Source organism: Fluviicoccus sp. (genome assembly GCF_030646115.1).
In the GTDB taxonomy this organism is placed as follows: Bacteria; Pseudomonadota; Gammaproteobacteria; order Pseudomonadales; family Moraxellaceae; genus Fluviicoccus.
The window spans coordinates 162,256-184,455 of record NZ_JAUSMX010000006.1 but is presented as its reverse complement, the minus strand read 5'-3'; the positions used below and the strand labels follow the sequence as shown (position 1 = coordinate 184,455).

Below are 22,200 nucleotides of genomic sequence, written 5' to 3'. Positions count from 1 at the left end.
GCAGCTTAGAAAATTCAGAAGGCAGAAGCCCTGTACCAGATCGGGTTCACTGCCGCGTAGGCAGCTTAGAAAACCAAGGTTTTTGTCGAGACAGAACTCGATTCGTTCACTGCCGCGTAGGCAGCTTAGAAATGACTGGCGGTGCAGGTGTACGGCGAAATCCAGTTCACTGCCGCGTAGGCAGCTTAGAAAAACATCGGCGGCTTCAGTGTCGCCAGCGATTAGTTCACTGCCGCGTAGGCAGCTTAGAAATGGATATTCCGGCCCCCGGAGTGGGACGACCAGTTCACTGCCGCGTAGGCAGCTTAGAAATTAATTGGGGCAATGGCTGCGGCCGTTTTTGTGTTCACTGCCGCGTAGGCAGCTTAGAAATTCGTGGTTACGGCTTTAACTATCCGTTTCTTGTTCACTGCCGCGTAGGCAGCTTAGAAATTGAGCGGCTGGAGTGGAAAACGGACGTTATGGTTCACTGCCGCGTAGGCAGCTTAGAAAAGTCCGCGCCCCAGGGCAAACCGGCTCCCGTTGTTCACTGCCGCGTAGGCAGCTTAGAAAAGCTTTTCATGCGCCCAGGACAGCGGGATCTTGTTCACTGCCGCGTAGGCAGCTTAGAAAACTGCGCCCGGGTGCGCGCTGCGCCGGTGGTGGTTCACTGCCGCGTAGGCAGCTTAGAAAGTTCCGGCGGGATGAAGTCATCCAGTCAAAAAGTTCACTGCCGCGTAGGCAGCTTAGAAATGCAGACGCGAGAGAAAAAAACTTGCGTTCACGTTCACTGCCGCGTAGGCAGCTTAGAAAATCGGCATCGACTCCGAGGGCGGGAGTCATGAGTTCACTGCCGCGTAGGCAGCTTAGAAACTGTACCCGCTGTTGCGACGGCTCCATTGCAGCGTTCACTGCCGCGTAGGCCGCTTAGAAATTTCGCGTGACCGTGAACGGGTCAAACATCACGTTCACTGCCGCGTAGGCAGCTTAGAAAACCCCGCCAGCCAGTTGCGTTACAACAGCGGAGTTCACTGCCGCGTAGGCAGCTTAGAAATGTTCGGGGTGACCGATCCCTGCCTGCAACATGTTCACTGCCGCGTAGGCAGCTTAGAAAGATACAGCGGGGCAGCGGCGGCGCGACGACTGGTTCACTGCCGCGTAGGCAGCTTAGAAAAGATGGACGGTGAAGATCCGGACCCCTACAAGGTTCACTGCCGCGTAGGCAGCTTAGAAATGGTGCGCGTTCTGGGAACAGCGCCGCCGCGAGTTCACTGCCGCGTAGGCAGCTTAGAAAATAATCAAAACCGGGAATCTCATTAGCAAACTGTTCACTGCCGCGTAGGCAGCTTAGAAAGCAAACGGAATGAACTGGCGGCGCGACGACACGTTCACTGCCGCGTAGGCAGCTTAGAAATGTGAGCGCCCAGATGGCATCGAACCACACGCGTTCACTGCCGCGTAGGCAGCTTAGAAATCCACAGGAGATGGTAGCGATGGCTGGACTCGGTTCACTGCCGCGTAGGCAGCTTAGAAAGTCACGGACGGCGCTATAAGCGATGCCTTCCACGTTCACTGCCGCGTAGGCAGCTTAGAAATATGTGGGCGGGCAACTGACCGCCGTCAGCGGGTTCACTGCCGCGTAGGCAGCTTAGAAAACGCCGGGCAACTGGTGGGAATACAACACGCCGTTCACTGCCGCGTAGGCAGCTTAGAAAAAGACGAGCTCAAGACCGAGGCCGAGTGGCTGGTTCACTGCCGCGTAGGCAGCTTAGAAATTACGGTGGCCAGCCGCATATATCAGCGGTGCGTTCACTGCCGCGTAGGCAGCTTAGAAATGTGAAGTGGGCGGTTGGCGTGTCGAACGTGAGTTCACTGCCGCGTAGGCAGCCTAGAAATCATCCCACCCGGTTTCAACGGCGTTTTCACAAATGGGAACCCGTTTGCAAATATAATGTCATCGTCCGGAACTGACGAAGCAGCCCCCGCACCCGCTATAATCACCCCCTGACCCATCCGGATTCCCCCATGAAAGCCAAACCGCTGCCGCTCCCCGCCGAAGAACTCCAGGCCCTGGACGACCACCTCCGCTCCGAACACGCCCCCGAAGGCACGCTCACCCTCAACCAACTGCGCGGCTTCCTGTTTGCCGTGGCCGCCAGCCCCACCGCACTCAGCCCCGCCGACTGGCTGCCGGTCATCTGGGGCAGCGAAGACGACCTCAAGGCCGACAGCGGCGAAGAACCGGCGGACGACACCCCCACCGGCATGGCGCGCATTCCCGAACAGGCCAAGGATGTCTTGCAGGTCATTGTCTACCTGTTCGGCCTCACCGACCGCGCCGTCAAGGACGAAGCCTTCAAACTGCCCGCCGACTGCGTGTGGAGCGACGATGCCGAAACCGGCAAACCGCTGCGTGAGTGGTGTCAAGGCCTGCTGGTAGGCCACGGCTGGCTGGAAGATGTCTGGGACGAAGGCCTGGTGGACCTGAAGAAACGCGAAGACCTGACCATGAAACAGGAAGTGGAAGCGGCGCTGGCCATTCCCACGCTGTTTGCCGACGTGGAAGCCGCGCTGGCCAAAGCTCCGAACCCCGACGAGATGCGCGCCCGCCTGCCCACCATCGCCCAGGCCATTTTGCCGAATTCGCTGGGTATCTATGCCCGTATCGGTCGCGAGCTGCTGCGGCTGGAACGGCTGCGCGCCCAGAATCCCGAAGATCTCAAGATCGGCCGCAACGATCCCTGCCCGTGCGGCAGCGGCAAGAAGTTCAAGAAGTGCTGCGGCGCATGAAGCTTGCGACGGGGCGGAGGATTTCTTCGCCCCAAGCCGTGCAAAAGCCGTCATAATAGCCGCCATATTTTTACCCTCCCTGGAAAACCATCATGTCCAACCAGATTTCCACTCAGGAACTCATCGCCCTTGACGAATTCCTGCAATCCGACCGTTGCCCGCCGGACACCTTCAACCTGCCTTCCCTGCGCGGTTTCCTGTGGGCCGTGGTGGCCAGCCCGGTGCCGATGACGCCCGACGAATGGATGCCGCTAATCTGGGAAGGTGAAGACGGTGAGGAAAATCCCCGTTTCGCCAGTGAAGATGAAGCCGGCATGGTCATGGGCATCATCATCGCCCTGTATGACGAAGCCCTGCTGGCCGTGGAAAACGAAACCTCGCCGCTGCCCGCGGACTATGTCTTCAACGCCGACCCCGATGAAATGACGCTGCTGATTGACTGGTGCCAGGGCTTCCTGGCCGGTCATGACTGGCTGCAACAAGTGTGGGATCAGGTTTGCGAAGCCTACAGCAAGGTGGAAGGCGGCGAGATTGACCTGGCCGCCGAGATTAACAACGTGATGAACGTGGTGGGCCTGTTTGCCGGTTACCCTGAAGTGCTGGACCATGTGGAAGACCCCCAGGCCGTGGCCGCCGACCTGCCCATGGTTGCCCTGGAAGTGCTGCCGCAAGCCCTGCTGGCCTATGCCCGCACCGGCCAGGAATTCTGCGCCGAGCAGTTGGAAATGGAAGAAGCCGAAGAAGAACAGGCCTGATTTCATGAACCGCCGGGGCGGCCGCGTGGCTGCCCCGGCGGTTTTCTTTAAAACGACAGTTTGTGTCGCGTTGTTCAACCATCCCTCCTGATTTCCGCTTTAACTTCCGCTACGCTGCTGCATTGCAATTTCATTAAAAATACCTTAACAATTCATGGCTTATCAGGAAAAAAGACTCCGGCGAATCTTTGAGCGCACGGCCGGGCGTTGCCATATCTGCCACAAGAAAGTGGTCTGGGCGAATTACGGGCGCGTGGACTTGCGCGGCGGTTGGGAAGTGGAGCATTCCGTGCCGCGCGCCAGGGGCGGCAGCGATCATCCGACCAACCTTTACCCGGCCTGCATTGGCTGCAACCGCGCCAAAGGCAGCAAGAGCACCCGCAGCGCCCGCGCCCGACATGGCAAGGTGCATGCGCCCTTGTCGCGGGGCGGTCGGTTGTGGGCGCGCATTGAAAACGCGGTGGCGGGGTGCCTGCTGGGCATGGTGGCCGGGGCCTTTGTCAGCGCCGAGGGCGCGCTGGTGGGCAGCTGGGTGGGGTGGGCGCTGGGGTATTTGAAGCCGCCGGAGTAGTGAATGGCTCCCTCTCCCCTTGTGGGAGAGGGCAGGGGAGAGGGGTACGGCGGTGGTGCTGGAGCTGTCGGTGTGTTCGGGCTGCTTTCCGCACCCCTCTCCCCGACCCTCTCCCACAGGGGGAGAGGGGGATTCTTTATGGAATTAAAAATACGATGAATCAGAATAAATTGCGCCTCCTCCATACCTCCGACTGGCACCTCGGCCGCCTGCTCTACGGCCGCAAACGCTATACCGAATTCGCGGAATTCCTCGACTGGCTGCTCGCCACACTGCGCGCCGAGCAAATCGACGTGCTGCTGGTGGCCGGGGACATTTTCGACACCAGTACGCCTTCCAACGCCGCCCAGGCGCTGTATTACCGCTTCCTGCGCCGCGTGGCCGACACCGGCTGCCGTCATGTGGTGGTGATTGGCGGCAACCACGATTCCCCGACCTTCCTCGATGCCCCTGCCGAGTTGCTGAAAATGCTGGACGTGCATGTGGTGGGGGCTGCGACCGATAACCCGGCGGACGAGGTGATTGCACTGCGTGACGCGGACGGCCATGTGGAACTGCTGGCCTGCGCCGTGCCATACCTGCGCGACCGCGACCTGCGCACCGCCGAGGCCGGGGAAAGCCCGGAGGACAAGGAACGCAAGCTGGCGGAAGGTATCAAACGGCATTATGCGGCGGTGGTGGAAGCGGCGATGCAGGTCAATCAGTCCCTGCCGCAGCCGGTGCCGGTGGTGGGGTTGGGCCACTTGTTTACGGCGGGCGGGCAGACGGTGGACGGCGACGGCGTGCGCGAACTGTATGTGGGTTCGCTGGCGCATGTTACGGCGGGCATTTTCCCCGAGGCGCTGGATTATGTGGCGCTGGGGCATTTGCATGTGCCGCAGGCGGTGGGCGGGCGGGAATTCGTGCGCTACAGCGGTTCGCCGCTGGCGATGGGCTTTGGCGAGGCGGCGCAGGCGAAGCAGGTGTGCGTGGTGGAATTCGCGCCGGAAAAGGCGGTGCGCTTGCTGCCGGTGCCGGTGTTTCAGGACTTGGAGCGGGTGGCGGGCGACTGGCCGCAGATTGAGGCACGGCTGACGGCCCTGAAGGCGGCGGGCAGTTCGGCCTGGCTGGAGGTGACCCACACCGGCCACGAGCTGATTGACGACCTGCGCGAACGGCTGGACGCGCTGGTAGCGGGGTCGGCGCTGGAAATCCTGAAGTCGCGGGATGCCCGCAAATCCTTGCAGGTGCTGAACCGGCAGGTGCAGGACGAGGCGCTGGATGACCTGTCGCCGGGCGAAGTGTTTGCACGTTGCCTGGAGGCCGGGGATGTGCCGCCGGAGCAGCGCGACGAACTGAAACAGAGTTTCGGTGAAATCCTGCAAGGCTTGCAGGAAACCGATGAGCGGGCGGAGTAGGGGAAAACTGACATGCGCATCCTGAACATCCGCTTCAAGAACCTGAATTCGCTGGCCGGGGAATGGTGTATCGACCTGACGCATCCGGCCTTTGTCTCCGACGGCATCTTTGCCATTACCGGCCCCACCGGGGCGGGCAAGAGCACCATCCTCGACGCCATTTGCCTGGCGCTGTATGCGCAGACGCCGCGTCTGGGCAAGGTGACCAAGGGCGGCAATGACATCATGTCGCGCCGCACGGCGGATTGTCTGGCGGAGGTGGTGTTCGAAACGGCCTCCGGCCGCTATCGCTGCCTGTGGAGCCAGCACCGGGCGCGCGGCAAGGTCAACGGCGACCTGCAGGCGGCCAAACATGAAATCAGCCTGGCCGACAGCGGTGAAATTCTTTCCAGCAAGGTCAGCGAAGTACCGGAGCTGGTGGTGGCGCAGACGGGGATGAGCTTCGAGCAATTTACCCGTTCCATGCTGCTGGCGCAGGGCGGGTTTGCCGCCTTTTTACAATCCGGGGCCGGGGACAGGGCGCCGATCCTGGAACAGATTACCGGCACAGAAATCTACACGGACATTTCCCGCCTGACGTTTCAGCGGCACAGCGCCGAGAAGCAGCAACTGGAAATGTTGCAGGCGGAGCTTTCCGGCATGACCTTGCTGGACGACGCACAGATTGCGGAATGCGAATCCCGGCTGGAGGCAAACCGCACGCAGGAGCATGCGCTGGAAAGCAGGTTGCAGCAGACCCGCACCGCGCTGACCTGGCGGGAGACGCTGGCGCGGATTGAACGGGAATTGATGGAGAACACGGCCCGTCGCGAGGCGCTTGCGCAACGGCGCGATGCCTTCCAGCCCGGGCAGACGCGGCTGGCGCTGGCGCAGCGGGCGCTGGAACTGGCGGCAGATCACTCCACCCTGAAATCGCTGCGGCAATTGCAGGATGCTAACCGGCAGCAACAGGCAGCGCTACAGACCGAGCTGCCGCAGCACGTGGCCGATGTGGCCGCGGCGCGGACCCGGCAACAGCAGCGGGAGGCGGAAAGGCAGCAGCGACAGGCTGACTGGGCGGCGTTGCAACCGCTGCTGAAACAGGTGACCGCGCTGGACGGGCAATGGGATGCCGTGTCCAAAGCCGGGCGGCAGTGCCAGGCGGAGTGCCGGGAACACGAGGCGGTGCTGGCGAAAATCCACGCCGCCTTGCAGGCAGACCGGCAGCAACTGGAACAGTTGGCAGCGCAGCGCACCGCAGTCCGTGACTATCTGCAGGCGCATGCCGCCGATGCCGAACTGGCGCAACGCCTGCCGTTGCTGGATGCCGAACTGGTGCGGCTGGAAACGGCCCGCCAGGCTGTGGCGCAGAAGCTGCAATCGTGGCGGCAGGGACAGGCGAGGCTGGCCGAACGGGAGCGCGAATTCCGCGAGGCGGAACAGGCGACCGCGCTGGCGACCGCCCGGCGCGATGACGCTCAGCGTGAATTCGAACACCATGCGGCGGAGCGCAACCGGCTGCTGGACGGCCACGCCCCAGCCGAACTGAATGCCGCCTTGCTGGAGTTGCTGTCCCGCCAGAACCGATTGCGGGAGCTGTTGCAAGACCGGCTGCGCGACACGCAATTGAGCCGGGACCGGGTGCTGATTGCAGCGGAAATCCAGCAGCATCAGCAGACACAGCAGCAATGGCAGGCGGAGCGGCCCGCTGTCGAATCCCTGCTGCAAACCCTGACCGCGAATATCGGCCTGCTGGAGGGGAAACAGCAGCTGCTGGCCCGCCTGCACAGCCTGGAACAGCACCGGCAGCAATTGCAGGACGGCCAACCCTGCCCGCTGTGCGGTGCGACGGATCACCCCTATGCCCAAGGCAATCTTCCGCCGGATGACGACACACAGCAGGCGCTGGCCCAGGCCCGCCGTGAGGAAGCCGCCGCCACCCGCCGCCTGACCGAAGGCGATCTGCGCAACCGGCATGCCGATGAGGCCCGGCATACCCTGAATTCCCGGCTGGCGCATGCCGACAACGAACTGGCCGCCTTGCGGCAGCGGATCAGCAATGATGGGGCCGAGCTGGGCTTGGCCGGGGCGAACGAAACCGAACTGCAGCAGGCATTGCAGCGGGTTCAGGAAGAGCGTCAGCAACTCAGCCAGAGGCTGGCGGACGCAGATGTGCAGCAACAGGCGCTGATCCAGACCGAAGCCGCCCTGAAGCAGTCCGCCGCCGTCCTGGACTCGGCAGGCAAGGCGTTGCTGGCCCTTCGTTTCCAGCATGAGGAAGCCGGGCGTGAGGCGGTGCGTTTGCAGCAGGAGCATCAGGAAATGCAGGAGCAGTCGGCGCAGCAGGAGGCCGCCATCCGGCAATCCCTGAGCGCCTGCGGCCTGCCTGCCGATGCCTTGGCCGACCCCAAACAGGCGGTGCAGCAACTGGCGCAACGTCGTGATGACTGGCAGGCGCGCACCCGTGAAATCCAGGAGTTGCAGGAACGCCTCGTGAAACTGGAGGAGGCCGTGGCCCATCGCCGTCAGGCGCAGATTGACGGCGAAGCTACGCGCAATACCCTGCAGGCGCGGCAGGACAAGGTTCTGGCCGAGGAGGTGCAATTGGCGCAGCAACGGCAGGCGCTGTTTGCCGACCGTGATCCGGACACGGAAGAAGCCCGCGCCCACGCCGCCCTTCAGCAAGCCGAGCAACAACGGCAACTGGCCGTCCAAGTTCTGCAACAGGCGGAACAGGCCGAGCGCGACGTGCAGTCACGCATCACGGTGCTGGAACAGTCTCTGGCGCGCACCGAGGCCGAACTGGAGCCCTGCGGCATCGCGTTTAACACACGGCTGACGCAAGCCGGATTTGCCGACGAGGCCACCTATGTCTCCGCCTGCCTGTCCGAATCCGAGCGTCAACAACTGCAAGCGCAAGCCGACGCCCTGACAAGGGCGCAAACCGAACTGGACAGCCGCGCCCGGGTGCTGGTGCAGCAGCAGGCCGACGAGCACGCCCGCGCCCTGACGGACCTTAGCCATGACGAACTGTCGGTCACGCTCCACGACCAAGGCGAAGCCCTGAAAGCCCTGCAGCAAGCCATGGGCGCCCTTCAACGCCAGCTGCAGGACAACGCAGCCCTGCGCCAAAGCCGCCAGTCGCTGGTGGATGCCATGGCGCTCCGGCAACGGGAAGTGGCGCGCTGGGGCTGCCTCAACGAACTGATTGGCGCCGCTGACGGCAAGAAATTCCGCAACTTCGCCCAGGGCCTCACCTTCGACATCCTCATCCACCACGCCAACCGGCAACTGCAAAAACTCAGCGACCGCTACCTGCTGGTGCGAGACAGCACCCAGCCGCTGGAGCTGAACGTGATGGACAACTACCAGGCCGGGGAGGTCCGACCCACCCGCAACCTCTCCGGCGGCGAAAGCTTCCTGGTCAGCCTGGCGCTGGCGCTGGGCCTGTCGCACATGGCCAGCCGCAACGTCCGCGTCGATTCTCTGTTTCTGGACGAAGGCTTCGGCACGCTGGATGAAGATGCGCTGGATACCGCGCTGACGGCGCTGTCCGGCCTGCAGCAAAGCGGCAAGCTGGTGGGAGTGATCTCGCATGTGGGGATGTTGAAGGAGCGGATTGCTACGCAGATCCGGGTAGAACCGGGGCCGGGGGGGCGGAGCCGGGTGGAAGGGCCGGGGTGCTGGGGATGCTGAGACGACATGAAACCTCTGGGTATCCAGCGGGTTGTGAGCAGTGTCATGAACGGGAATTTCGGTTTGGATACTTGTTTTGACAGGGGAGTGTGTTGGTAGTAGCTTCAGAATGGGACTGATAAAGCGCCAGGTCTCTTCGACCATTAACCACACCAAAAGCCTGACCAGCACACACCCAGTGAATGCTTGGGCTCTATGTAAGGGGAAATATTGTGAAAGCGATGATGTATCTGAAGCACCCTGCGATGAGAGCCATGTTGTTGGCCGGAATCTGTGCGCTTGCAGGGGGGAAACCCGTGATGGCCGCCAATGTACCGGCATCTGAAACCGCATCCAAAGCCTTAAAAACAATACCTGAGGCGGATGTCAGCCTGAAAAAAGTTCAGGAAATTTTTGATGCGGCGTATCTGAAAACAGAAATTGACAAAGATGGCGATCTGAAAATTGATGATGACGGCGTAAAAACCTTTGTCAGGGTAGATCCGGCAAGAAAGCTGATTACCTTTTTTTCAGCATGGGGCTTTAAGGCCAGTTCACCCGAAGTCAAGAAGCTTCAGTTGCTGAATAAGCTTAATAACGAAGTTATTTTTGTCCGGTTTTCCATGCCCCAACCCGCCACGCTCTGGTGTGACTATCAGTTTTTGTATGATGGAGGCATGACGCCCCATACCCTCATCAGTAATTACAAACAGTTTGTCCGGGTGGCTTCTTCAGCGGTGTCATCCAAAGATCCTGAAAGCCTGATTGGTTCGGATTGAGTCTTGGTGTTTGGCGGTGGTTGCTATGCATACTGCCGCCCCTTTAACCCGTAGGGGTGTCGTATAGGCCCCCGAAGATGACGCGTGGCAGGATTTTATCGCGAACTGGTTTTGTTGGAATGTCAGCTACAACTCAGCCTGTTCCTGCCGACGAGATCGCTGGGACGCCCATAAGGCCTTGATGTTTCCCACGACATGAATTGTCGTTTTCTTTGACGGCTGCTCTTCTGATACCAGAACGAATTCAGTAGAGTCCCAAGATGTCCGGGAAATAACAACACCATGCTCACCATCACCCAGTCCCACCACCTGCCCACGCTTTTTGATGCGCTCAGCCTGTTCCTGGGCGAGCCCGTCGACGACCCGCTGCAACCGCTGACGGTGCTGGTGCCGTCGATTGCCGTGGGCCGCTGGCTGGAACTGCGCTGGGCCGAGCGCTTCGGCATTGCAGCCCATTTCAAGATCCAGTACCCCGCCAGCTTCCTGTGGGAGTGCTACCAACCGGTGCTGGACAGTCACGAGCACATCCAGTCGCTGCCCAAGGAACTGATGCAATGGCGGTTGTTTGAACGGCTGGCCACGCTGCCGGAAGACGACCCCGATTTCGCCGCGCTGCGCCACTACCTGCAACGCACGCCGCAGCCGGTGCTGGGCCGCTGGCAACTGGCGGGCCGCATTGCCAGCGCCTTCGCCGATTACATCAGCTATCGCCCGGACTGGATGGAAACCTGGGGCCGGGGTGAGCGCCTGCCGCGTGACTGGCCGCATCAGGCCTGGCAGGCGCGGTTGTGGCTGGAACTGTTCGCCGACACCTTCGGCCAGGGCCGCGCGCTGTTTCCCCGTTACTTCGAGGCGCTGCAAGCCAGCCCGGAACTGCAATCCCGCCTGCCGCAACGTCTGGCCGTGTTCACCACCGTGCGCCTGCCGCCGCAGGTGCTGCACTTCTACCAGTCGCTGGCGCCGTATGCCGAACTGCACTGGTATCACCTCAACCCGTCCCGCGAGTACTGGGCGGATGTGGTGGACGAGCGCTGGCTGGAAAAGATGCGCGTGCTGCAGCCCGAAAAAGTGGAATTCCACAGCGCCGGACATCCGCTGCTGGTGGCCTGGGGCAAGCAGGCGCGGGACAACTTCCGGCTGCTGTCGGAGCTGTCCGGCGGCGAGCATGACAACGTCTGGCGCGACCTGTTTCCGCCCATTATCGAAAACAGCCTGCTGAACCGCCTGCAGCACAGCATCCACACGCTGGAACACCAGCATGCCGACTCGGAGCTGCCGGTATGGCCGCTGGAAGCTGATGATGTCTCGCTGCAGGTGCACAGCTGCCACAGCCTGACCCGGCAGCTGGAAGTGCTTCACGACCGCCTGCTGGACCTGTTTGCCCGCCACCCCGACCTGAAACCGCAGGATGTGGTGGTGATGCTGCCTGACGTGGTCAGCGCCAGCGGCGCCATTGAATCGGTGTTCGGCACCGTGCCCAACGAACGGCGCATTCCCTGGCAGGTCACCGGCGTGCCCAAGGCCGAGGAAAACACCGTCTGGCAGGCCTTTCACGGCCTCTACCACCTGACGCAGACGCGGCTGGCGCAATCGGCGCTGCTGGACTGGCTGGCGCTGCCGCCGGTGGCCGACTATTACGGGCTGGACACCGAATCCATTGATAAAGCCGCCGCGCTGCTGCAACAGGCCGGGGTGTTTCGCGGGCTGGACGGCCTGCACCGCGCCCGCCAGAGCGGCGACAGCAGCGACCTTGATGATACCCACACGCTGTTGTTCGGACTGGAACGGCTGCTGCTGGCCATTGCCCTGCCGCCGGAATTCGACGGACTGGTGGGCGGCCTGCAACCGGTGGGCGGCATTGAGGCCGGGCAGTTTGCGCTGATCGGCACCCTGGTGAGGGCGGTGACCGACCTCGCGCTGCGCCGCGACTACTGGCAGCAGCCGCGCACGGTGGCGGAGTGGCTGGAACAGATGCGCGCCGACCTGCAACAGTTTCTGGGGCATCTGGCCGGGGAATATGCGCTTCGCGGGCTGGAACGGACGATGGAGGCGGTGGGCCGTCAGGCCGAGAATGCCGAAGTGAGCGAAGCCGTGCCGCTGTTCCTGCTGCTGCGCGAGATTGAAGCGCGGCTGGACAGCGACGTGCCGGAACCCTTGCCCGGCGGCGCGGTCACCTTCAGCCGCGTCGGGGCGTTGCGCAACCTGCCGTACCGCGTGGTCTGCCTGCTGGGGCTGGAAGACACCAGTTTTCCGCGCCGCGACCCCTTCAACGAATTCGATTTGCTGCGTCAGGATGACCGGCCGCGTCCCGGCGACCGCTCGCGCCGCGACGACGACCGGGGCGCCTTCCTCGATGCGCTGATGTCCGCCCGCGACCATTTGCTGCTGTTCTACAACGGCCACAGCAACAACCAGTCCGCCGAATTCCCACCGTCGATCCTGATCGGCGAACTGCTGGATTACCTCGCCCGGCGCGTGGACGGCGGCAAGGACACGGTGAAGGCGCGCTGCTGCTACGAACACCGCCTGCAGGCCTTCAGCCCCAGCTATTTCCACCCCGATGCCGGCAAGATGTTCTCGCATGCCCGCGACTGGCTGCCCGCCGCGCAGTCGGTGCTGAAACCGGAAAACCGCCTGCCGGTGTTCGTCAACGCCACGCTGCCGCCGGACGACAACGCCCGCCAGCTCAGCCTCGACCTGCTGCAACGCTTCTTCAAGCACCCGGCGGAATTCTCCCTCACCCGCTGCCTGAAACTGCGGCTGGAAAGTCTGGACGACTCCCTGCACGACGAGGAGCCGCTGCAACTGAACCACCTCGACAAATGGCAACTGCGCTCGCGCTTGTTCCACGCCCGCCATCAGGCCGAGCCGGTGCTGCGCGCCAGCGGCGCCTTGCCGGTGGGTACGGTGGGGACGGTGTACTGGGAGCAGGCGCAGCAGCAATTGCAGGACCTGCAACAGGCCTGGGAACGCGGTCGCCGCGACGTGACGCCGGAGCGCCATGACCTGACGCTGGGCGGCTATCAGCTGCATGTCGATTTGCCGCCGGTGAGCGAGCCGTACCAGCTGGGCTACCAGCTGTCGAAGCAATCCGCGAAGTATCTGGTGAAGGCCTGGCTGACGCACCTGCTGTGGCAGGCGGCGGGGGCGCAGCAGCGCACCGTCTGGCTGTTTCTGGACGGGCCGGTGCTGTTTGCGCCGTTGCCGCGCCTGCAAGCCGACAGCCTGCTGGCCGACTGGGTGGACGCCTATGACCGCGGCCAGCGCCAGCCGCTGCTGTTGCCGCCGGACCCGGCCTGGGCCTATGTGCAGGCGGCGGTGAAGGACGAAGCCAAGGCCCGGTTCAAGCTGGAGCAGGCCTGGGACGAGGTGGTGGCGGACAGCCTGTGGCGGCAGGTGCTGAGTGCCGAGGAACAGGAACGGCTGCCGGAGGCGGTGACGGGGGAGGCGGTGAAGCTGTTCGGGCCGATGCTGGGGCAGTTGGAGAAAGGGGAGTGGGAAGGGTTGGGGGCGGTGTGGGGAGGGGATGAGGCATGACTAAATTCAGTAATGAATCTCCCTCTCCCCTTGTGGGAGAGGGCAGGGGAGAGGGGTACGGACAGTCGCCCGAACACCCGGCAATGCAGGGCCCCGGCAGCACCCCTCTCCCCGACCCTCTCCCACAAGGGGAGAGGGGGAAAAGCATCCCGGCAATCGCCGCGCCATTAACCGGCGTCCAGCTCATCCAGGCCTCTGCCGGCACCGGCAAGACCTGGACGCTGTCGGCGCTGTTTGCCCGGCTGGTGCTGGAAAAGCAGTTGTTGCCGCAACAGATCCTCGCCATTACCTTCACCAAGGCGGCGGCGGCGGAGCTGCGTGACCGCATCCGCAAGCGGCTGGTGGAGACGCTGGACGCGGTGCAGGCCGCCGAGGATGGCCATGCCCTCGACGACCCGTTCTACACCCCGTTGCTGGCGCGGCTGCCCGACCGGCCCGCCGCGATCCAGCGCTTGAAGCAGGCGCTGGGCGATTTCGATCTGGCCACCATCACCACCATCCATGGCTTTTGCCAGGGCGTGCTGAGCGAACAGGCGCTGGCCAGCGGTGCGCCGCTGGACGTGGAAGTGATCACCGACACCGCGCCCTTGCTGCGCGAAATCATCCAGGATTTCTGCCGTCGGCAATGGCGGCAGGCGGATGCGCTGCTGGTGGGCTATTTCCTCAACAGCGAAGCCTTTGGTTTGGGGGAATTGCAGAAATTCGTGCAGGGCGTGCTGAACCAGAGCCAGGCGCGGCTGGAAGCAGGCGAGCCGCTGGCCAGTGACGCCGCGCTGACTGACGGCCAAGCCTTCCTCATCGGGCTGCAAGCCTTGTGGCAGCGGGAGGAAGCCGCCGTGCGCGCGCTGTTTGCCGACAACGGCCATATGCTGCATCAGGGGAGCTACAAGCCGGAACAAGTAGCCAAGGGATTGGCGCAACTCGGCCGTTTCCTCAACGACCCGGCGGCGGGGCTGGCGGGTTTTGTCGGCGGCGGGCAGACGGCCACCAAGAGCTTCATCGGCCTGCTGGAGAAATTCAGCGCCGACAAGTTGCAGGATAAAACCGCGAAGAAATTCGCCGGCCAGTTTCCCCACCACGCGCTGTTCGACGAACTGCAAAGCCTGCCGGAACGGCTGGAAGCCTGCCGCGAGGTGATCCTGCGCCAGAGCCGACACTTCCGCCAGCAACTGGCCGCCTATTGCCAGATTACGCTGACGCAACGCCTGCAGGAGCAGCAGGCGCAGAATTTCGACATGCAGATCAAGGGGCTGGCCGAGGCGCTGGGCGATGCCGAAAGCGGCCCGGTGCTGGCCGCTGCCTTGCGCACACGTTACCCGGCGGCGCTGGTGGACGAATTCCAGGACACCGACGACGCCCAGTACCGCATCCTGCACACGGTGTATCTGGCGGCGGACGCGGCGGAGAGCGTGCTGTTCCTGGTGGGCGACCCGAAGCAGGCGATCTACCGTTTCCGGGGCGCGGATGTGTACACCTACCTGCGCGCCTATGACGATGTGCCCGACAGCGCCAAGCACGACCTGGCCGACAACCAGCGTTCCGTGGGGCCGCTGATCGGCGCGCTGAACGCCTTCTTCACCCTGCGCAGCGATGCCTTCAAGCAGGCGAAAATTCTGTACACGCCGGTGGGCAAGGGCGCCAAGCCATGCGCCGCACTGGTGGATACGCGCGAAAGCGAACAGCCCGACCAGCAGCCGCTGCGCTTCCTCACCGCCGGGCCGGACAGCGGCAACAACAAGGACGACGGCGTGCGCTGGGCCATTCGCGCCACCGTCAACGAGATTGTGCGGCTGCTGCACGGCGCGCAGGAAGGGCAGGTGTTGCTGGGCGGCAAGCCGGTGCAGGGCAAGGACATCGCCATCCTCGTCCGCGCCCATTATCAGGCCGACCAGCTGCGGCGTGAACTGGGCAAGGCCGGGGTGAAGGCGGCAATGCAGTCCAACGAGAAGGTGTTTGCCAGCGCCGAGGCCGAGGACATGGCGCACCTGCTGGCGGCGATGGCCGAGCCGCATCACGAAGGCAAGGTGCGCGCCGCGTTGGCCAGCCGCCTGTGCGGGGCGACGGTTCAGGATTTCATCACCTGGCAGACCGACACCGCCGGCTGGACCGCGCAGCTGCAACGCTTTCAGGACTACCAGCAACTGTGGCAGCGGCGCGGGTTCATGGTGGCGTGGCGGGAATTCCTGCAACGCGACGCCGTGGTGGCGCGGGTGTCGACGCTGCCCGGCGGCGAACGCATTCTCACCAACCTGCTGCATCTGGCCGAACTGCTGCACGAGGAATACCGCCAGCGCGACGGCCTGCACCACCTGTGCGAATGGCTGGCGCAACAACGCCGCCAGCCGCAGGACAGCGCCAATGCCGAGCTGAGGCTGGAAAGCGACGAGAACCTGGTGAAGATACTCACCATCCATGCCTCGAAGGGGCTGGAATATCCCATCGTCTTCGCGCCGATGCTGTGGACGCCGCAGGACCCGGACAAGGGCACGCCGTTCTACCACACTGCCGAGGGCGAAGCCGTGTTCGACCTGCGCGACACGCTGGACGACGACGCCAAAGCGCGGGTGTGGGACGAAGTGCTGAGCGAAGACCTGCGTGTGGGCTATGTGGCGCTGACCCGCGCCGCGCAACGCTGCTATGTGGCGTGGTTTCCGCTGGATACGGCCCAAAATTCAGTGAATGACTCCTGTCTGGGCCACTGGCTGCCGCAGAGTGAAGGCTCGCTGCACGCCTTGCAGGCGGCGCATCCCGCACTGGTGGCGGTGCAGGCGGTGGGGCTGGATGCAGTGCAACGCCTGCCCGCCAAAACCGACGACCTGCCGGTGTTGAAGGAACGCGCTGCCCCCGCCGTTCCCGGCGCATGGCGCGTCACCAGCTTCAGCAGCCTGAACAACGACAGCCAGCCCACCGCCCCGGCGCAGCCCGACCAGCCGCCCGCCGTGGCTACCGAACTGACCGCCGCCGATCACGACCGGCAGGCCGTGGCCCCGGTGGTGGACGAACCCGCCGCCCCGGAACGGCTGCCGCTGCGCTTCCGCTTTCCGCACCCGCTGCGCGTGCCCGCCAGCCTGATCGGCAACTGCCTGCACGGCATGTTCGAGGACCTGGACTTCCCCCAACCCGCCGCCGCGCAGAGCAAGCACGGACGGCCGGTGGTGGCCGCGCAGCTGCAACGCTACGGCGTGCAGGCGCGTGACGACGCCGACCAGCCCGCGCTGGTGGCCGACGTGGCCGCCTGGCTGGACGAAGTGCTGGCCACCGAACTGGCCCCCGGCCTGCGCCTGAATGCCCTGCCCACGGCGCACACCCTGCGCGAACTGGACTTCCACCTGCCGCTGCCCGCGTTGCGCACCCGCGCACTGGTGCAGGTGCTGCGCGACGCCGGGCTGGCGGTGCCGGAACTGGGCGACCAGAGCATTCGCGGTTTCCTCAAAGGTTCCATCGACCTGGTGTTTCGCCATGAAGGCCGCTGGTATGTGGCCGACTACAAGAGCAACCGCCTGGGCCACGACTACGCCGCCTTCGGCCCCGAGGGGCTGGCGGAGGCGATGGTGCACGGCGGCTATCACCTGCAGGCCGCCATTTACGCGGTGGCGTTGCACCGCTGGCTGCAAAGCCGCCTGCGCGACTATGACCCGGCCAGGCATTTGGGCGGCGTGTATTACCTGTTCATTCGCGGCATGCACCCGGAACGCGGCAACAGCGGCGTCCACGCCTGGCATCCGCCCGTGCCGCTGCTGGACGCCCTGAGCGCCGTATTTGCCGCCGAGGAGGCGCTGTCATGACCCTGCCGTTTGTTCCAGCCCTGTCCAGCCGCCCCGACGACGACACACCCGGCCCCGCATGGAGCGCCGGACTGGCCGCGCTGCTGTGCGCCCTGCACCGGCAACAGGGCGGGGACTCCGCCGACGCCGCGCAGATTGAAACCTGGGTGCGGCAACTGGCCGAAGGGCTGGATCAGGGCCATGTCTGCCTGCACGAAACCGGCGAACCGTTGTGGCGCAGGCTGGATTCGCCGGTGCTGGTGGCCTCGGAACAGGCCGCCGACACCGTGGCGCCGCTGGTGGCGGAACCGAACCGTTTGTACCTGTACCGGCACTGGCAGGCGGAAACGCAGCTGGCGCAGGCGCTGTGCGCGCTGGACGCGCCGGTGGAGCAACCCGTGCCGGTGCCGCCGGAACGCCTGGCCGGGCTGAACATCTTGCAGCAGGAAGCCGTGTTGCGCGCCACGCAGCGCCGCTTCAGCCTGATTACCGGCGGCCCCGGTACCGGCAAGACCTTCACGCTGGTGCGCATTTTGCTGGCGCTGCTGGAACAGAACCCCGGCCTGCACGTGGCGCTGGCGGCCCCCACCGGCAAGGCCGCCGCGCGCATGAGCGAAGCCCTGCGCGGCGCGCTGGAGAAAGCCAGCGACGTGAGCCCCGCCATGCGCGAGGCGTTGCCGCAATCGGCCAGCACCCTGCACCGGCTGCTGGGCATCCAGTACGACCGCCCGGCGCAGTATCACGCCCGCAATCCCTTGCCCTTTGACCTGGTGATTGTGGACGAGGCCTCGATGATTGACCTGCGGCTGGCCTCGCAGTTGCTGGCGGCGATTGATCCGCGCAAGACGCGGCTGATTTTGCTGGGCGATGCCAACCAGTTGGCGGCGGTTGAGGCGGGGGCGGTGCTGGAGGAGATGGGCCGCGCGCGGCGCTTGCAAGCCGGGCGGGTGGCGTTGAGTGAGAGCCAGCGCTTTGGCGCGGACAGTGGCATTGGCCAGTTGGCGGCGGCTATTTGCGCGGGCGATGTGCGGGGGGTAACGGCGCTGGGCCAGGCCGGGTTGAAGGATGTGCGTTTTGAGCCGTTGCCGGGGCCGGATGCGCTGGCGGCGGCGTTGTTCCGGGGTTATGGCGAGTATGTGGCGGCGTTGCAGGCCGGGGCTGCGCCGGAGGCGGTGTTGCGGGCCTTTGACCGGTTTCGGGTGTTGTGTGCGTTGCGGGAGGGGGCGACGGGGGTGGCGGGGTTGAATCAGCGTTTGTCGGGGTTGTTGCGGCGGGCGTTGGGGCAGGAGGCGGCTGCGGCGGTGTGGTTTCACGGGCGGCCGGTGATGGTGATGCAGAACGATTATGCGTTGAATGTGTTCAATGGCGATATCGGGGTGGTGTTGCGGGATGGGGCGGGGTTGAGTGTGTTTTTTCCGGATCGGGAGCGGGGGGTGAAGGTGATTGCGGTGGCGCGGTTGGCGCATGTGGAGACGGCGTTGGCGATGACGGTGCATAAGTCGCAGGGGTCGGAGTTTGGGGAGGTGGCGGTGGTGTTGCCGGGGCATGAGGTGGCGGTGGTGACGCGGGAGTTGCTTTACACCGGGGTGACGAGGGCGAGGGAGAGGGTGGGGGTTTGGGCCAGTCCTGAGATTTTGGGGCTGGCGGTGGGGAGGAGGACGGAGAGGAGGAGTGGGTTGGGGGAGAAGGTGGGGTTATTTAATAAACGAGCCTAAACAGTGAGATGGTCGGCAAATATCCCAATGATTACTTTGTTCTGAGTGATTGTCTTGACCGGTTCTGGCAGATTTGCGCCGATGTGGAAGTGAATACGTCCCCAGTCGTATGTAAATTTTGTATGCCACTCACAACATATTATTGAGTCTGCGATGCTAATCTCCCTTTCACGCATTGCTTGTATGTTTCTATGTGTGTTTGGGCTTTCCGGTGAGAGAGAAATATTGTAAGTTGCGGCGGCAACTTGGTTTATTTTGTCAGCAGAATAACCCTCGGTTTTAAATAACAGTTGAGCATGGTCGTTGAGAAAGCTAAGGTGAGTGATGGCGTGGGGTAGGACTTCTGCATATGGTTTCCTGAATTTATTAAAAATAACTCCTTCATGAAGGTATAGGTTGGGGAATGCTATCTTGGATAAAGTCATAAAATCATCTTGATTTAGGCGATGCTGAATTATATGTTGGCGAACAGCGTTTGGGATATCATGTGTAGAATTGATAATAGCTGTTGTTTTGTGGTGATCTGGTATGTAGTTAAAAGCTAAAATTGGGAAAATGGTTATTGTTGGGGAGACTTCCATGGCTGCTGCTGCAAAGGCGTGGCTATACTGGATTGCGGGTGAGTCAATGTATTCGATGGGATCAAAATTATCACATCGATCCATGGCTATTTGCAATAGTCGAATTTCTTCAATTACATTTGGACTCCACTGACTGTAAATTAAATCGAAAACTTGATAATTGTTTATGGTGCTTTGAGTTAGCCAGTCTGAAGACAGCTTGGTGGATATTTTTATGTTTTCAAAGCTGTCTTCTTGGAGTTCAACGATTGATAGTATCCAGTCATATATACATGATGGAAAGGATGAATTAATTAGAGGTAGAAGTATGAGTGGCTTTTCATCAACATAAAAATTTAATTCAATCATGGCAATTTTTGCTCGCGATTTTTCTTGATCTTTGAAATTTTTTGGAGATTAATGGTCATCTGATCAAAGAAGCCGGAAGGCCATTGCGAGAGTGTTCCATCAGGTCGAATGATAATGGATGTGTGCGTAATACTTCCATCACTATCTCTTTGGAAGAATAGGCATTTGGCTTTAGTGGCGTTAGTGGCAGGGTCATTTGAGGCAGCTATTGAAAGTCGTACGCCATCAATAAAATGATCGCTGTGAGTTTCTACTATGACGCGCCTTCCTGAGAGTGCTATCTTGGTAATAATTCGCGCCATCTCAGTTTGAGCTGCTGGGTGTAAGTGCGCCTCTGGACTATCTATGATTATTAGATCGTTCTCTGATGAGTTAAGTAGGGTTATTATGACAGGAAGAGCATATGATATTCCAAAGCCATGATTTGTTGGGGGTAACCAATCTGCGTCGAAGCCACCTGATTTTATACTGAGGGACGGGGGTGCATATAAGCCATTGTCTTCGACTTTGATTGCAATTTCGCCAAAGATCAAGCTCATATAGTGTTCGGCTTGTTTGATCAGCCATGGTGATACTGAATCATTACTTATGCTTTTAATGTCGGAGCTAATATTTTTTCTTTGGTGCTTTTGAAGAAATTCTGCGCAGTTTTCACCCATTGGGCCAACACCTTCAGTGTCAATTAGGTGACCTTTTCTTTGGCTTTGGATTAGTCTAGGGCCTAGTCTTTCTGCAGAGATGTATGATAAATTCAAATTTAAAGCATCATTCGGTATTATTTTATCAAGTGTGCATTTTAATGTATCTGCATCAGGGTCGTCGAATGTTGCAGAAATGGATATTTCACCTAACGAAATTTTTGTAGCTTGATGCTTGTTTGAAATGGTTTTTGAGCGAGTATTGACTGCTTTGCCAATGTATGTATTATATGGGCCATTAATTGGTAAGAGAAATTCTTGGGAATTGGTTTTTCTTGATATGTTGATTGCTGTTTGATGGAGCAGGATTGCTTGTGTGAGAGTGCTTTTTCCGCAGTCATTACGGCCCGCGATTATTGTGAGCAGGGAAAAATCTAGCTCTATCTCTGAGTGGCACTTGAAGTTCGAAATTGAGAGGTGCATTAGGTTTAAATCTCTTCGAGAATTTTTCTTAGTGTTTTAAAGCGATATTCCACGCTTGCAGGCTTTGCAGTCCCGCGAGAAACAGAAGCATCAAATTCTGATGTGCTACATTGCTCTCTGTAAGCTGAAATTATAAATTTTTTATGCTGCATGATATCTGTCCATTGGTAGTTTCCTAGGCAAACAACTAAAGCGTCAAAGACGGATTTGTTGACAGGATATAGGTACTCTTCATTTTGTGGCCATTTCCGGAAGGCTCTCTTGCCGAACAGTCTGTAAGCATTATCTATCCCGCGTAAAACTCTGTTTTTAAGCTCATTGATTTGCTTCTCGTTGAGTTTTGTGTCAATAATGTGAGTGATGTCATTTAGAAAATCATCTAAGGAGTCATAGTCTCTATATTTTTTGCTTGTATATTTGTTTTCGATATTTATGTCTTTATCGAGAATCATAAATCCTAAAGCACGAAGAGCTAATTCACGATTGGCCATCCGCTTATGCTTAACAATGGGTTGAGGTAGGGAACTACTAAACTCAGCCGACTCTACAATGCTTTTAAGTAGTTGTCTTGATGGCGTACGACTCATGCAATGTCTAATTTCTTGAGCAGTAAGAGGTGATCCGCCCGTGTTGAGGCGCTTGAATATATCAAATTTAACCGGAGTCGGTGTTTGAGGGTCAATGACATTGACAGTTAATTGAGTGCGATTAATTCGCCACACCCACTCATCAGGTAGATCGTTATATTTCATTCCATCAAGTTTGTTGCTCAGGTATTCAAGCTGTGTGAGAGGGAAGCTTGATGGTGAGCGCACGAATTCGTGTAGAGTGGAAAGTCGTTGAACACCGTCAACAACTTGCATAAATCCTTTATTGTCGGATGAAAAGTAAAACGCAGGTAGTGGTATGCGAAGAAGAACAGATTCAATAAGTCTGCTTTTCTGAGAGTCAGACCAAACTTTGAATCTCTGGAAGTCAGGTGCTAGATCAAGTTCCTCATCATCAATCATGTCCAAGATATTGCGCAGTGAAAATTGGTTTGTGTCAACTCTAATCTCTTCGGGGTCGTATGGCTCTGGTTCACGAATATTGCTATCATGATCATCCTCAATTTCGAGCTCGGTACTTTCATTGTCAATGTGTTCTACAGTTATAAGAGGCTTATTCACGTTTCTTCTCTGCGTTGGTTTTGTACATTCCGGCATAACA

12 protein-coding genes and 1 CRISPR repeat array are annotated in these 22,200 nt (G+C 60.5%); of the genes, 9 read left to right on the top strand and 3 right to left on the bottom strand.

The window, feature by feature from the left end:
- Positions 1-44 precede the first annotated feature (44 nt).
- Positions 45-1,874: direct repeats of the CRISPR family, unit length 28 nt; unit sequence GTTCACTGCCGCGTAGGCAGCTTAGAAA.
- A gap of 130 nt (positions 1,875-2,004) precedes the next feature.
- From Q7T36_RS04210 to recD, 9 genes are all read left to right on the top strand, one after another.
- The gene (locus Q7T36_RS04210; RefSeq protein ID WP_304844379.1) at positions 2,005-2,769 is read left to right on the top strand and encodes a UPF0149 family protein; all 765 of its coding nucleotides are present in this window, start codon (positions 2,005-2,007) and stop codon (positions 2,767-2,769) included.
- A gap of 92 nt (positions 2,770-2,861) precedes the next feature.
- Positions 2,862-3,524, top strand: coding sequence for a UPF0149 family protein (locus tag Q7T36_RS04205; protein WP_304844377.1), 663 nt, complete (start codon positions 2,862-2,864; stop codon positions 3,522-3,524).
- 154 nt (positions 3,525-3,678) lie between these two features.
- Positions 3,679-4,095 (top strand): HNH endonuclease, encoded by a 417-nt coding sequence (locus Q7T36_RS04200; RefSeq protein ID WP_304844375.1) that lies wholly within the window; start codon positions 3,679-3,681, stop codon positions 4,093-4,095.
- A gap of 155 nt (positions 4,096-4,250) precedes the next feature.
- Positions 4,251-5,492, top strand: a complete 1,242-nt coding sequence (locus Q7T36_RS04195) for an exonuclease SbcCD subunit D C-terminal domain-containing protein (RefSeq protein WP_304844373.1) — start codon at positions 4,251-4,253, stop codon at positions 5,490-5,492.
- Positions 5,493-5,504: 12 nt separating this feature from the next.
- On the top strand, positions 5,505-9,167 hold the full coding sequence (locus Q7T36_RS04190) for an AAA family ATPase (RefSeq protein WP_304844371.1): 3,663 nt from the start codon (positions 5,505-5,507) through the stop codon (positions 9,165-9,167).
- 221 nt (positions 9,168-9,388) lie between these two features.
- Positions 9,389-9,925, top strand: a complete 537-nt coding sequence (locus tag Q7T36_RS04185; RefSeq protein WP_304844383.1) for a YbjN domain-containing protein — start codon at positions 9,389-9,391, stop codon at positions 9,923-9,925.
- 282 nt (positions 9,926-10,207) lie between these two features.
- Positions 10,208-13,462 carry an exodeoxyribonuclease V subunit gamma gene (gene recC / locus Q7T36_RS04180; RefSeq protein WP_304844369.1) on the top strand — a complete coding sequence of 1,085 codons (3,255 nt, stop codon included), beginning with the start codon at positions 10,208-10,210 and terminating at the stop codon, positions 13,460-13,462.
- Positions 13,459-17,247 carry an exodeoxyribonuclease V subunit beta gene (gene recB / locus Q7T36_RS04175; protein ID WP_304844366.1) on the top strand — a complete coding sequence of 1,263 codons (3,789 nt, stop codon included), beginning with the start codon at positions 13,459-13,461 and terminating at the stop codon, positions 17,245-17,247. Before recC ends, recB begins: the two co-directional genes overlap by 4 nt.
- Positions 17,244-18,941 carry an exodeoxyribonuclease V subunit alpha gene (gene recD, locus Q7T36_RS04170; RefSeq protein WP_304844364.1) on the top strand — a complete coding sequence of 566 codons (1,698 nt, stop codon included), beginning with the start codon at positions 17,244-17,246 and terminating at the stop codon, positions 18,939-18,941. Before recB ends, recD begins: the two co-directional genes overlap by 4 nt.
- Here recD and Q7T36_RS04165 read toward each other — a convergent pair.
- The 3 genes from Q7T36_RS04165 to Q7T36_RS04155 are packed head-to-tail and all read right to left on the bottom strand — an operon-like array spanning position 18,938 to position 22,160.
- On the bottom strand, positions 18,938-19,870 hold the full coding sequence (locus Q7T36_RS04165; RefSeq protein ID WP_304844362.1) for a hypothetical protein: 933 nt from the start codon (positions 19,868-19,870) through the stop codon (positions 18,938-18,940). The genes recD and Q7T36_RS04165 overlap by 4 nt on opposite strands.
- Positions 19,867-20,991 (bottom strand): DUF3696 domain-containing protein, encoded by a 1,125-nt coding sequence (locus tag Q7T36_RS04160; RefSeq protein ID WP_304844360.1) that lies wholly within the window; start codon positions 20,989-20,991, stop codon positions 19,867-19,869. Before Q7T36_RS04160 ends, Q7T36_RS04165 begins: the two co-directional genes overlap by 4 nt.
- A 5-nt stretch (positions 20,992-20,996) precedes the next feature.
- On the bottom strand, positions 20,997-22,160 hold the full coding sequence (locus tag Q7T36_RS04155) for a DUF262 domain-containing protein (protein ID WP_304844358.1): 1,164 nt from the start codon (positions 22,158-22,160) through the stop codon (positions 20,997-20,999).
- Positions 22,161-22,200: the final 40 nt, after the last annotated feature.

Coding starts and splice junctions, on each gene's coding strand:
- Q7T36_RS04210 (WP_304844379.1), top strand. CDS start 2,005: ATGAAAGCCAAACCGCTGCCGCTCCCCGCCGAAGAACTCCAGGCCCTG.
- Q7T36_RS04205 (WP_304844377.1), top strand. CDS start 2,862: ATGTCCAACCAGATTTCCACTCAGGAACTCATCGCCCTTGACGAATTC.
- Q7T36_RS04200 (WP_304844375.1), top strand. CDS start 3,679: ATGGCTTATCAGGAAAAAAGACTCCGGCGAATCTTTGAGCGCACGGCC.
- Q7T36_RS04195 (WP_304844373.1), top strand. CDS start 4,251: ATGAATCAGAATAAATTGCGCCTCCTCCATACCTCCGACTGGCACCTC.
- Q7T36_RS04190 (WP_304844371.1), top strand. CDS start 5,505: ATGCGCATCCTGAACATCCGCTTCAAGAACCTGAATTCGCTGGCCGGG.
- Q7T36_RS04185 (WP_304844383.1), top strand. CDS start 9,389: ATGATGTATCTGAAGCACCCTGCGATGAGAGCCATGTTGTTGGCCGGA.
- recC (WP_304844369.1), top strand. CDS start 10,208: ATGCTCACCATCACCCAGTCCCACCACCTGCCCACGCTTTTTGATGCG.
- recB (WP_304844366.1), top strand. CDS start 13,459: ATGACTAAATTCAGTAATGAATCTCCCTCTCCCCTTGTGGGAGAGGGC.
- recD (WP_304844364.1), top strand. CDS start 17,244: ATGACCCTGCCGTTTGTTCCAGCCCTGTCCAGCCGCCCCGACGACGAC.
- Q7T36_RS04165 (WP_304844362.1), bottom strand. CDS start 19,870: ATGATTGAATTAAATTTTTATGTTGATGAAAAGCCACTCATACTTCTA.
- Q7T36_RS04160 (WP_304844360.1), bottom strand. CDS start 20,991: ATGCACCTCTCAATTTCGAACTTCAAGTGCCACTCAGAGATAGAGCTA.